General features: G+C 71.3%; 8 protein-coding genes and 1 tRNA gene. 6 read left to right on the top strand and 3 right to left on the bottom strand.

Going from position 1 to position 12487, the window contains the following annotated elements; all coding sequences use genetic code 11:
* Window positions 1-83 precede the first annotated feature (83 nt).
* Window positions 84-1568 (top strand): pyruvate kinase, encoded by a 1485-nt coding sequence (gene pyk / locus MLY01S_RS02305; RefSeq protein ID WP_067188911.1) that lies wholly within the window; start codon window positions 84-86, stop codon window positions 1566-1568.
* A gap of 91 nt (window positions 1569-1659) precedes the next feature.
* Here the strand turns inward: pyk and MLY01S_RS02310 are convergent, their stop codons facing one another.
* The gene (locus tag MLY01S_RS02310; protein WP_067188913.1) at window positions 1660-2346 is read right to left on the bottom strand and encodes an ANTAR domain-containing response regulator; all 687 of its coding nucleotides are present in this window, start codon (window positions 2344-2346) and stop codon (window positions 1660-1662) included.
* A gap of 202 nt (window positions 2347-2548) precedes the next feature.
* Here MLY01S_RS02310 and MLY01S_RS02315 point away from each other — a divergent pair.
* A tRNA-Leu gene (locus MLY01S_RS02315) sits at window positions 2549-2630 on the top strand.
* Between the two features lie 96 nt (window positions 2631-2726).
* Here MLY01S_RS02315 and MLY01S_RS02320 read toward each other — a convergent pair.
* Window positions 2727-3257: a hotdog fold thioesterase gene (locus MLY01S_RS02320; RefSeq protein ID WP_067188985.1), complete on the bottom strand. Its 531-nt coding sequence runs from the start codon at window positions 3255-3257 to the stop codon at window positions 2727-2729.
* A gap of 40 nt (window positions 3258-3297) precedes the next feature.
* On the opposite strand from MLY01S_RS02320, the gene polA reads away from it, so the two are divergent.
* From polA to rpsA, 3 genes are all read left to right on the top strand, one after another.
* On the top strand, window positions 3298-6093 hold the full coding sequence (gene polA / locus MLY01S_RS02325) for a DNA polymerase I (RefSeq protein WP_067188915.1): 2796 nt from the start codon (window positions 3298-3300) through the stop codon (window positions 6091-6093).
* Window positions 6077-7507, top strand: coding sequence for a GNAT family N-acetyltransferase (locus MLY01S_RS02330; RefSeq protein ID WP_067188917.1), 1431 nt, complete (start codon window positions 6077-6079; stop codon window positions 7505-7507). Before polA ends, MLY01S_RS02330 begins: the two co-directional genes overlap by 17 nt.
* Before the next feature lie 124 nt (window positions 7508-7631).
* Complete coding sequence (rpsA, locus tag MLY01S_RS02335; RefSeq protein ID WP_067188919.1) at window positions 7632-9083, top strand: 30S ribosomal protein S1; 1452 nt, start codon at window positions 7632-7634, stop codon at window positions 9081-9083.
* A 106-nt stretch (window positions 9084-9189) separates the two neighbouring features.
* Here rpsA and MLY01S_RS02340 read toward each other — a convergent pair whose 3' ends face one another.
* Window positions 9190-10548 carry a class I SAM-dependent methyltransferase gene (locus MLY01S_RS02340; RefSeq protein WP_082739532.1) on the bottom strand — a complete coding sequence of 453 codons (1359 nt, stop codon included), beginning with the start codon at window positions 10546-10548 and terminating at the stop codon, window positions 9190-9192.
* Between the two features lie 145 nt (window positions 10549-10693).
* On the opposite strand from MLY01S_RS02340, the gene MLY01S_RS02345 reads away from it, so the two are divergent.
* The gene (locus MLY01S_RS02345) at window positions 10694-12460 is read left to right on the top strand and encodes a BCCT family transporter (RefSeq protein WP_067188921.1); all 1767 of its coding nucleotides are present in this window, start codon (window positions 10694-10696) and stop codon (window positions 12458-12460) included.
* Window positions 12461-12487: the final 27 nt, after the last annotated feature.

The following is a 12487-nucleotide window of genomic DNA, read 5'->3' on the forward strand; positions in this document are numbered from 1 at the left end:
GTCGTCGCCGTCTTCGCCCGCGGCGGAAATCGCCCGGGCGCGGACGGTGCCCCCTCCGTCCCTCGACTCGTAGGCTGGTGCCCATGCGACACGCGAAGATCATCGCCACCTTCGGACCCGCGACCGACTCCGACGACGTGACCCGACGACTCATCGAGTCCGGCATCGACGTCGCCCGACTGAACATGAGCCACGGCGACCATGCCATGCACGAGACGACCTACGAGCGGGTCCGCCGCCTCTCCGTCGAGGTGAAGCACCCGGTGGCGATCTTCGCGGACCTCCAGGGGCCGAAGATCCGCCTCGGCCGCTTCGCCGACGGGCCGCACCAGCTCGAGCAGGGGGACCGCTTCACCATCACCACCCGGGACGTGGAGGGCACCGCCGAGATCTGCGGCACCACCCACAAGGGCCTGCCCGGCGATGTGGACCCGGGGGACGTGCTGCTCGTGGACGACGGCAGGGTGCGCCTGCGCGCCGTCGAGGTCACCGACACCGACGTGGTCACCGAGGTGGAGGTGGCCGGCCCCGTCAGCAACAACAAGGGCATCAATCTGCCGGGGGTGGCCGTCAACGTGCCGGCCCTCTCCGAGAAGGACGAGACCGACCTGCGTTGGGCGCTGCGCACGGGGGTGGACATGATCGCCCTGTCCTTCGTGCGCGACGCCGCAGACATCGAGCGCGTGCACGAGATCATGGACGAGGAGAACCGCCGCATCCCGGTGATCGCGAAGATCGAGAAGCCGCAGGCGGTGGAGAACCTGGAATCGATCGTGGACGCCTTCGATGCCGTCATGATCGCCCGCGGAGACCTCGGGGTGGAGCTTCCGCTCGAGGACGTGCCCGTGGTGCAGAAGCGGGCCATCGAGCTGGCCCGCCGCTGGGCCAAGCCGACCATCGTGGCCACCCAGGTCCTCGAGTCCATGATCGAGAATCCGCGCCCGACCCGCGCCGAGGCCTCCGACTGCGCCAACGCGGTCCTGGACGGGGCGGACGCCGTCATGCTCTCCGGCGAGACCTCCGTGGGCGCCTACCCGGTGGAGACGGTCCAGACCATGGCCCGCATCATCGAGTCGACCGAGACGAACGGCCTGGACCGCATCGACCCGCTGACCGCCCAGCCGCGCACCCGCGGCGGTGCCATCACCCGCGCCGCGGTGGACATCGCCCACCAGCTGGACATCCCGTTCCTGGCGACCTTCACCCGCACCGGTGACTCGGCCCGCCGCATCTCCCGCCTGCGTCCGAAGCAGCCGGTGTACGCGTACACGCACGTGGAGCACACCCACAACATCCTCTGCCTCGCCTGGGGCGTGTTCCCCAAGATGGTGCCGTTTGCGGAGACGACGGACGAGATGACGGGCCAGGTGGACCGCTCCCTGCTCTCCGAGGGCATCGCGAAGGAGGGGCAGTTCGTCATCATCGCGGCCGGCTCGCCCCCGGGCCAGGCCGGCACCACCAACACCCTCAAGGTGCACAAGGTGGGCGACCCGCACGACGCCGGCGGCACCCTCGACGACTCGGACCGCGAACCCGTGGGCAAGTGGGAGCTGGACCCTCAGGGCTGACCGGCTGACAGCACCGGGCCCCGACCGGATCGATCCGGTCGGGGCCCTGGCGTGCAGGCGACGGCGTTCCTCGCGCGTAGGCGCGGAGGTCTCAGCCCAGCTGGTCCACCACGGTCTGGGCGACCTCACGCATGGTCAGCCGGCGGTCCATGGAGGTCTTCTGGATCCACCGGAAGGCCTCGGGCTCGCTGAGGTCCATGTGCGACTGCAGCAGGGCCTTGGCGCGCTCGACGAGCTTGCGGGTCTCGAACCGCTCGGTCAGGTCCTTGACCTCCTCTTCGAGGCTGCGCAGCTCGTCGAACCGGGCGACGGCCAGCTCGATCGCAGGCACCAGGTCCGCCTCGGTGAACGGCTTGACCACGTAGGCCATGGCGCCGGCGGTGCGGGCGCGCTCCACGAGCTCGCGCTGGGAGAACGCGGTCAGCATCACCACGGGGGCCAGGCGCTCGGAGGCGATCTCCTCGGCGGCGGACAGGCCGTCCATGACGGGCATCTTCACGTCCATGACCACCACGTCCGGACGGTGCTCGCGGACGGCGTCGACGGCGGCGCGGCCGTCCCCGGCCTCGGCGACGACCTCGTAGCCGGCGGCGGTGAGCGACTCGACGATGTCCAAGCGGATGAGGGCCTCGTCCTCGGCGACGACGGCGCGGACCCCGGGCCGGCCGGCGTCACCCGGCGCGGCGGAGGCCTCGGCGGCGGGGGAGTCCTCGGCGGCGGGGGAGTCCTGGGGGCGGTCTGCGGATTCCGGGGTGTTCGCGGTGTTCGCGGCGGTCATCGGGTGACGGCTCCTTCTCGGCGCACGGTCCTGGTGCGCCCTACGGCGTCGGCGCACACGGGCGGCGGGCACGCCGACGCGTGACGGTGCGCTGGGGTCTTTCGTCCCACTCTAGTCGCGCTGCCACCGCGCCCGTTCGCGACGGTCCGGCGGCCGCGCACGCGCTGGTACTGTGGAGTCCTCCACGCCGCCGCGTGGCCGCGCCCGAATGGTGGAATCGGTAGACACGCCGCACTCAAAATGCGGTATCGAGAGATGTGTGGGTTCGAGTCCCACTTCGGGCACGGGCCCTCCCCGTCCTCAAGGGGAGCCATGGCCGCGGCCGCCCATCCGGCAGGGTGGGCGGCCGTCGTCGTGGGACCGGCGGGCGCAGCCCGGCGTCAGCGCGGCTGCAGGACCATGTTGGTCATGCGGACGGTGGACAGGCGCCGCCCCTGCTCGTCCGAGACCACGATCTCGTGGCTGGTCAGCGTGCGGCCCAGGGAGATCGCGGTGCAGACGGCGCGGACGGTGCCGGAGGTCACGGCACGGTGGTGCGTGGCACCGATCTCGATGCCGACCACGTTCAGGTCCGGGCCGGCGTGGACCTTCGCGGCCACGGACCCGAGGGTCTCGCCGAGGACCAGGTGGGCGCCGCCGTGCAGCAGGCCGACCGGCTGCTCGTTGCCGGCCACGGGCATGGTGGCGACGATCCGCTCGGCCGAGACCTCCTCGAACACGATGCCCATCTTCACGGCCAGCGGGCTGATGCCCGCACTGCCGAGGGCCTTCCTCATGCCTTCGGGGATGCCGGCGGCCTCGGCGAGGTGCTCGACCTGCTCGGGGGAGAACTCGGGGGTGACGCCGGGGTGGAAGCAGAAGCCGGACAGCGGATGGGCGGCGTCGGCCGTGGCGCGCGTGTTGTCGGTCATGGCCACTAGGCTTGCACAGTCAGCCCTCGAGAGGAGCATCATGCCCAGCGACGAGACCGCCGCGCCCGCCGCAGGACCGCACCGCCTGCTGGTGCTGGACGGCCACTCCATGGCCTTCCGTGCCTTCTACGCCCTGCCCGCCGAGAACTTCGCCACGGACACCGGCCAGCACACCAATGCGGTCTACGGCTTCACCTCGATGCTGCTGACCATGATCCGCCAGCAGCGGCCCACCCACGTGGCGGTCGCCTTCGACCTGTCCGGCCCGACGTTCCGCTCCGAGGAGTACACGGAGTACAAGGCCGGCCGCTCCGAGACTCCGGAGGAGTTCCACGGCCAGATCGACCTGATCGGCAAGGTCATGGAGGCCCTCGGCATCCCCACCGTCACCATGGAGGGCTACGAGGCCGACGACATCGTGGCGACCCTGGCCGCCCGCGCCGACGCCGCCGGCTGGCAGACCTGCGTGGTCTCCGGCGACCGGGACGCGTTCCAGCTCATCTCCGACACCACCACCGTGCTCTACCCGAAGAAGGGCGTCTCCGACATCCCTCCGATGAAGGCCGCGGACGTGGAGGCCAAGTACGGCGTGCGGCCGGAGCTCTACCCGGACCTCGCGGCGCTGGTGGGCGAGAAGGCGGACAACCTGCCCGGCGTCCCCGGCGTGGGTGCCGGCTTCGCCGCCAAGTGGCTCGAGAAGTACGGGGACCTGGACGGCGTGATCGCCCACGCGGACGAGATCACCGGCAAGAAGGGCCAGGCCCTGCGGGAGCACCTGGACGACGTGCGCCGCAACCGCCGCCTCAACGCGCTCGTGCGGGACCTGGACCTGCCGGTGACCGACGAGGCCATGCAGCTGTCCATGCCGGACCGCGCTTCGGTGGCCGAGCTCTTCGACGCCCTGCAGTTCAACCGCATCCGTGAGCGCGTCTTCGAGGTGTTCTCCGAGCGCCTCGGGGCCGACGCACCCGCCGATCACGTCGAGGAGGCCCCCGCGGCCGTGGTGGTCACGGATCGGGCCGGGCTCGAGGAGTTCGTCTCCCGCCACGCCGGCTCCCTGCTCGGCGTCCACGTTCAGGTGGACGGTCCCGCGCTGCTGCCCAGGCGCAAGGTCCCGGTGCCGGGGGAGTACGGCGTGCCCGTGACCCTCGGCCTGGCCGTCGACGACGACGCCGTCGCGGTGGACCTCACGGCCGTCGGCGAGGATCTCGCCGCCGCCGTCCGCGAGCTGCTCGAAGACGCCGCCGTCACCAAGGCCGTCCACGACCTCAAGCGTGCCCTCAAGGCCCTGCGCACCGCCGGCGTGGGCGGGCAGCCCTGCGACGTGCTCGGCGTGGAGGACGACGTCTTCCTCGGCGCCTACCTGATCCAGCCGGACCGCCGGGACATCGGCCTGGACTCCCTGGCAGGCGAGGACCTGCACACCCCGCTCGAGGCGCCGGCCGACGACGACGAGGGCCCGGCCCAGGGCGAGCTCGACCTGGACGGCGCCGCCGGCGCCGCCGAGGCCGCGGCCCGCGCCCGCAACGCCGTGCGCGCCGCCTGGATCGTCCGCCGCCTGTCCGAGGACTACACCCCGCGCCTGGTGGACCGCGGCGCCCAGGCGCTGCTGCGCGAGATCGAGATCCCGCTGTCCCGACTGCTGGCGGACATGGAGCTCGAGGGCATCGCCGTGGACCGCGAGCACCTCGAGGCGCTGCGCGCCGACTTCACCGCGGCCGCCGACGCCGCCAAGGAGTCCGCCTGGGCGTCCGTGGCGGAGGAGACCGGCGGAATGCAGGTCAACCTCGGCTCGCCCAAGCAGCTCCAGACCGTGCTGTTCGAGCACCTGGACATGCCGAAGACCCGCAAGACGAAGACGGGCTACTCCACGGACGTGGACTCCCTGAACTCGTTGCTGGAGCAGACCGGCCACCCGTTCCTGGAGAACCTCATGGCCCACCGCGACGCCACCAAGCTGCGCCAGACCGTGGACGGCCTGCTGGAGACCGTGGCGGAGGACGGCCGCATCCACACCACCTACTCGCAGACCGTGGCCACCACCGGCCGGCTGTCCTCTCTGCACCCGAACCTGCAGAACATCCCGGTCCGCACCACGGAGGGCCGCCGCATCCGCGAGACCTTCGTGGCCGGCGAGGGCAACGTGCTGCTCTCGGCGGACTACTCGCAGATCGAGATGCGGATCATGGCGCACCTGTCCGAGGACGCCGGCCTGATCGAGGCGTTCCGCACCGGCGAGGACCTCCACGACTTCGTGGGCGCCCAGGTGTTCGGCTGCGAGCCGTCCGAGGTGACCGCCGAGCAGCGCTCCAAGGTCAAGGCCATGAGCTACGGCCTGGCCTACGGCCTGTCCTCGTTCGGCCTGTCCAAGCAGCTGAACATCGGCGTGGACGAGGCCCGCACGCTGATGAAGGGCTACTTCGACCGCTTCGGCGGCGTCCGCGACTACCTCCGCCACGTCGTGGCACAGGCCCGCCGGGACGGCTTCACCGCCACCATCGAGGGCCGCCGGCGCTACCTGCCGGACCTGAACTCGGACAACCGCCAGCTGCGGGACATGGCCGAGCGCGCAGCCCTCAACGCTCCCATCCAGGGCTCGGCGGCCGACATCATCAAGCGCGCCATGCTGGACGTCGCCGCCGGCCTGGCCGAGGAGCGGCTGCGATCCCGCCTGCTGCTGCAGGTGCACGACGAGCTCATCCTGGAGGTCCCCGCTGACGAGCTGGAGGCCGCCACCGCACTGCTGAAGGAGCGCATGGGCCGGGCCGCCGAGCTGTCCGTGCCGCTGGACGTCCACGTCGGACAGGGGGAGAGCTGGCATGCCGCAGCACACTGACACGGTCGGCGGCGTCGCCGCCGCGGACACCACGACGACGGCCGCGCGCCCGGGTGCGTCCGGGGCCTCGGCCGTGGGCTCGCCTCAGGCGGCCCTCGCCGCCCACGGGCTGCGGCTGGAGGTCCTGCCCACCCCGGTGCGTCCGGCCGACGGGTCCGACCCGAAGGCCGCCGACTTCCCGGCCCAGGCCCTGTTCACCCGCGCCGTGGAGAAGGGCTTCTACGAGAAGGTCCCGGACGGCAGGGCCATGGACCAGTCGCTGGGCATGGACGCGGACGACGCCAAGCGCAGCCTCGGCGTCTACGCGGACGGAGACGACCCGGCCGCCCGCGAGCCGGTCGGCACCTTCGTGGACTGGGCCTCGACGCTCACCGTCTCCCCGGGCATCGAGCTGCCGGCGTGGCTGATCAGCAACGTCACCGTGTCGCCGGGACACCGCCGCCGCGGGATCCTCAGGGCGATGATGGGGCGCTCCCTGACCGACGCCGTCGCGGCCGGCATGCCCGTGGCCGCGCTGACGGTCTCCGAGTCCGCCATCTACGGCCGCTTCGGCTTCGGCGTCTGCTGCCACGCCCGCCGGGCGCAGGTCCGCACCACCGGGCATGTGCAGATGCGCGGCCCGGCCGCGACCGGCACCGTCACCCGCGAGGACCCGCGCGAGGTGATCGATCAGGTCGACGCGCTGCAGCGCGAGCTGCAGCTGCTCACGCCCGGCAGTCCGCGCCGGCCCCAGACGCATCGCGTGATGTGGAAGGACGCGCTGGCCTCGGAGAACGACGGCAAGGGAGAGGGCTCCTTCGTCGGCCTGTACCGGGACGCCGAGGGCCGGGCGCGCGGAGCCGTGGTCTACCGGTTCAAGGGCTGGGAGACTGAGCCCGCCACCGTCCGGGTGCAGGCGTTCATGGCCGCCGACCCGGAGGCCTGGCGCGGCCTCGTCCGCTACCTGCTGGACCTCGACCTGATCGAACGCGTCGAGTTCGCCCGCCTGCCGGACGACGGGGCCCTGGAGGCCGTGCTGGAGAACGCGCGCCTGGTGACGGTCACCGACCACTGGGACGACCTCTACCTGCGCATCCTCGACGTGCCGGCCTGCCTCGAGGGGCGGGCCTACGTCTCCGGTGTCGCCGGCGGTCTCACCCTGGCCGTGTCCGACCGGCACGGGTTCGCCGACGGCACGTGGCGGCTCACGGTGGCGGAGGGCCGCGGCCAGGTGGAGCGCCTGGCCGACGGTGCGCAGGAACAGGCCGATCTCGCCCTCGACGTCGCGGAGCTGTCCGGCCTGTGGCTGGGCGGGGTCAGTGCCGTCACCGGCGTCCGCGCCGGCACGGTCCGGGAACGGACCCCCGGCGCGGCGGTCCTGCTGGACACGCTGCTGTCCTCCGCGGCACCCGTTCACCTGCTCACGGGATTCTGATAGGCTGGACGAGCACTTTCGTGCGCTCACAGTTTTGTCCGTTTTCAACCCATGCCGGGTCGCAGGCGCCGCTGTGTGTCCAGCCGCCTCGGCATGATCCACAACCCATCGGAGTCCCTCCTACATGACCACCACCTCCCACGCCCCGCAGGTCGCCATCAACGACATCGGCACCTCCGAGGAGCTGCTCGCCGCCATCGACGCGACCATCAAGTACTTCAACGATGGCGATCTCGTCGAGGGCACCGTCGTCAAGGTCGACCGCGACGAGGTCCTGCTCGACATCGGGTACAAGACCGAGGGCGTCATCCCGTCCCGCGAGCTGTCCATCAAGCACGACGTCGACCCGGACGAGGTCGTCGCCGTCGGTGACTCCGTCGAAGCCCTGGTCCTCACCAAGGAGGACAAGGAGGGACGCCTGATCCTGTCCAAGAAGCGTGCCCAGTACGAGCGCGCCTGGGGCGACATCGAGAAGATCAAGGACGAGGACGGCGTCGTCGAGGGCGCCGTCATCGAGGTCGTCAAGGGCGGCCTCATCCTGGACATCGGCCTGCGCGGCTTCCTGCCGGCCTCCCTGGTCGAGATGCGCCGCGTCCGCGACCTGGCCCCGTACATCGGCCAGAAGCTCGAGGCCAAGATCATCGAGCTGGACAAGAACCGCAACAACGTGGTGCTGTCCCGCCGCGCCTGGCTCGAGCAGACCCAGTCCGAGGTCCGCTCCAACTTCCTCCACAAGCTGGAGAAGGGCCAGGTCCGCCAGGGCACCGTGTCGTCCATCGTCAACTTCGGCGCCTTCGTCGACCTGGGCGGCGTGGACGGCCTCGTGCACGTCTCCGAGCTGTCCTGGAAGCACATCGACCACCCGTCCGAGGTCGTCGAGGTGGGCCAGGAGGTCACCGTCGAGGTCCTCGAGGTGGACATGGACCGCGAGCGCGTCTCCTTGTCGCTGAAGGCGACCCAGGAGGACCCGTGGCAGCTGTTCGCCCGCACCCACGCCCTCGGCCAGGTCGTGCCGGGCAAGGTCACCAAGCTCGTCCCGTTCGGCGCGTTCGTGCGCGTCGAGGACGGCATCGAGGGCCTGGTGCACATCTCCGAGCTGGCCTCGCGCCACATCGACACCGCCGAGCAGGTCGTGTCGGTCAACGACGAGCTGTTCGTGAAGGTCATCGACATCGACCTCGAGCGTCGCCGCATCTCACTGTCCCTCAAGCAGGCCAACGACGGTGTGGACCCGGACGGCACCGAGTTCGACCCGGCCCTGTACGGCATGGCCGCCGAGTACGACGACGAGGGCAACTACAAGTACCCCGAGGGCTTCGACGTCGAGACCAACGAGTGGATGGAGGGCTACGAGGCCGAGCGTGCCGCCTGGGAGCAGCAGTACGCCGACGCCCAGGCCCGCTGGGAGGCCCACAAGGAGCAGGTGCGCCGCGCCCTCGAGGAGGACGCCAACGCCGGCGCCTCGCACGATGCCGGCGCCTCCTCCTACGTCTCCGAGGCTCCGGCCTCCGACGGCGGCACCCTGGCCTCCGACGAGGCCCTCGCCGCCCTGCGCGAGAAGCTCACCGGCAACTGATCCGCATCGGTTCGACAGGTCCTCGCTGAGGTCCTGACCGGACAGACGGCGCCCCGTCCCTCCTTGTGAGGGACGGGGCGCCGTCGTCGTGTGCCGCCGGAGACGATCACGCCCGGGTGGAGACGGTGACCGTGAAGGTGCGGTCGCGGGCCACCTGCCGCGTCGGGCCCACGGCGGACTCGAGCACAGGGCGGTGGCGCAGGTGCGAGTTCCACACGCACCACAGCTGGCCGCCCGGTGCCAGCACGCGTCCGGCGGCGGCGATCATCCGGTGGGCGACCGTCGGGTCGACCGCCGTGCCGTCGTGGAACGGGGGATTGAGCAGCACCAGGCGCACCGAGGCGTCCGGCACGGTGGACAGGGCGTCGTCCTGCTCCACCCTGATGCGGTCCTGCAGGCCGTTCGCCGCCGTCGTCGCCGACGTCGAGGCCACGGCATCGGCCGACTGGTCCGAGGCCAGCACGGTCGCCTCCGGCCAGAGCAGCGCCGCCACCGCGGCCAGGGCGCCGTTGCCGCAGCCCGCGTCCAGGACGTCCGGTGCCGGAGCACCGGTACGGTCCACCGGGGCGGTCCACGGCACCTGCACGCTCAGGCCGGAGTCGGTTCTCACCACGCGGCTGTGCGGTTCGGGCACCGGCGGGCGGCGCTCGGCCAGTGTCTCGGCGAGCAGCCTGCTGCCCGGGTCCAGTGCGGCGCCGCCGAAGGTGGCCGGCCCGCCGACGAGCGTGAGCGGGCCGAGTCCCTTCACCCGATGGACGCCGGTGGCCGGCCCCGGGACCGCCACCTCCCGCCGGGGCCCGGCCGCCGTGAGCACCCGGGACTTGGACCGGCCGCGGCCGGGCACCACCGTGGTGAAGCAGCCGGCGAGCACCTCGTTCATGGACGGGCTCATGTGCTTGTCGCGGCCTCCGGCCAGCACGAGCACGTCGGCCGCGGCCCAGCGGGCGATCCGCGCCGCCGTCAGGCGCAGCGCGTCCAGGGAGCGGGGCAGTGCCATCACCACCGTGTCGGCGCCGGACAGGGTCTGCCGGTCCACGCCGCCGATCGTCAGCCGTCCCCAGCCCTCGGCGCGCAGACGCTCCAGGTTCCCCGCCGAGGACGCAGCGGCCGAGGCCTCGTCCACACCGAGCCGCACGTCACGGCCGGCGGCGAGCAGTGGCAGTGCGAGCGCCCCATGCTGGTCGTGGAGCACCACGATGCGTCCGGACTGGCGGCCGGTCGCCTCCCAGCCGGCCAGGGTGTCCAGCAGAAGCAGGTCGGCCGCGTCGTGGGCCTGCCGCTGGCGGGAGCCGTGCAGCGGCTCGCGGCTGAGCCGGCCGAAGTCGAAGTCCGCGGTGAAGGCGTCCGGGAGGGCACCCAGGACGACGTCCGGGGTGCGGAGGCGGCCGTCGTCGGGGCGGGAGGCGGCGCGGGGCGCGGCGCCGTGCGAGGCAGGGCCGGAGGGGGCGGCGGAGGTCTCGGGCATGTCCTCCATCCTAGGAACCGGCAGGTGTGCGCTGTGCCCCGCTGACGGGCCCACGAGGGGTTGTGGACGTCACAGCGTCCCCCTACGGTGGGGCAGAGGTTTTCACAGAATCGCACGTCAACTCCACCTTCTGGAAGGCAGCTGAATGCTCACGAGACTGCACAACAGCCTCGGACTGCGGACCAACCCGCAGATCTTCTTCGTCTCGGCGGCCATCGTGGTCGTCTTCTCCGCGCTCATGGTGCTCGTCCCCGGCGCCATGCAGGCCGGATTCGGCGCGGTCGCCGCGTGGATCGCCGGCAATCTCGGCTGGTTCTACGTCCTGGCCATCACCGGCATGATCCTCTTCGCGTTCGGCATCGCCTTCAGCCGGTACGGCCGGCTGAAGCTCGGCGACGACGACGCCACCCCGGAGTACTCCGGCCTCGCCTGGTTCGGCATGCTCTTCGCCGCGGGCATGGGCGCGACCCTCATGTTCTGGGGCGTGGCCGAGCCGGTCAGCCACTTCGCCGACCCGCCCATGTACGGCACCGAGCCGGAGACCGTCCAGGCCGCGTCCGAGGCCATGGGCATCGCGAACTTCCACCTCGGACTGCACATGTGGGGCATCTTCATCGTCCCCGCGCTGGCCTTCGCGTACTTCACGTACAAGCGCAAGCTCCCGCCGCGCATGTCCTCGGCCTTCCAGCCGCTGATCGGCGAGAAGATCCACGGACCGATCGGCAAGGCCATCGACATCCTCGCCGTCGTCGCCACCATCTTCGGCATCTCCGTGTCCGTGGGCCAGGGAGCCCTGCAGATCAACAGCGGCGCCAACATCATGTTCGGCGTCCCGATCGCCGGCTGGGTGCAGGCGGCGATCCTCGCGATCATCACCGCCGTCGCCCTGATGTCCGTGGTCGCCGGCCTGGACAAGGGTGTCAAGCGCCTGTCCTACATCAACATCACCATCGCCATCGCCCTGCTGATCTACATCCTCATGTTCGGCGCGACCACGCAGGCCGTGCAGGGCACCGTGGAGTCCATCGGCCAGTACCTGACGATGATCCCGGCGCTGGCGTTCTTCAACACCACCTGGAGCGAGTCCGACTGGACCGGCGACTGGGCCGTGTTCTACTTCGCCTGGACCGCCACCTGGGCGCCGTTCGTGGGCATGTTCATCGCCCGCATCTCCCGCGGCCGCACCATCCGCCAGTTCGTGCTCGGCGTGCTGCTGCTGCCGACCGCCTTCACCTTCATCTGGCTCGGGGTCATGGGTGTGAACGCCTTCAAGCTCGAGCTGGCCGGCGAGGCGAACTTCGTGGAGACCATCGTGGAGGAGGGGGACATCCCCGGCTCCCTGTTCCAGTTCCTCGGCCACTTCCCGCTGCTCGAGGTCACCTCGATGGTGGCGCTGATCTGCATCACCGTCTTCTTCATCACCTCCATCGACTCGGCCGCCCTGGTGATCGATTCGATGTCCTCCGGCTACGACGACGTGGGGCCGACCCGCCAGCGCGTGTTCTGGGCCATCTCCATCGGCCTGGTCTGCACCGTGCTGCTGACCACCACCGGCGAGGAGTCGCTCTCCGCGCTGCAGGAGGTCATCAAGGTGATCGGCCTGCCCGTCACGATGATGATGTTCCTGCAGGCGCTCTGCCTGGTGCGCGCGGTCCGCGAGGACTACGGCGGACTCGCCCCGATCCGCACCCGCCAGTGGAAGCCGGTGATCCCGATCGAGGAGTATCACCGCCGTGCCGGGGAGGACGAGCACGACATCAGCGACTACTCCATGCGACCGGCCTACGAGGAGGGCACCGAGCCCGAGTTCGACCGCTGGGAGCCCAGAGGCGTGCCGACCGCCGGCCCCGCCGACCGGGTCCGCAGCGAGCATCCGACCGGCAGCGACGCCGCGGACAAGACCAGCGGCTGAGCGCAGCGGCAGTCGGACGACGACGGC

Origin of the sequence: Micrococcus lylae NBRC 15355 (assembly GCF_001570885.1) — a bacterium.
In the GTDB taxonomy this organism is placed as follows: domain Bacteria; phylum Actinomycetota; class Actinomycetes; order Actinomycetales; family Micrococcaceae; genus Micrococcus; species Micrococcus lylae.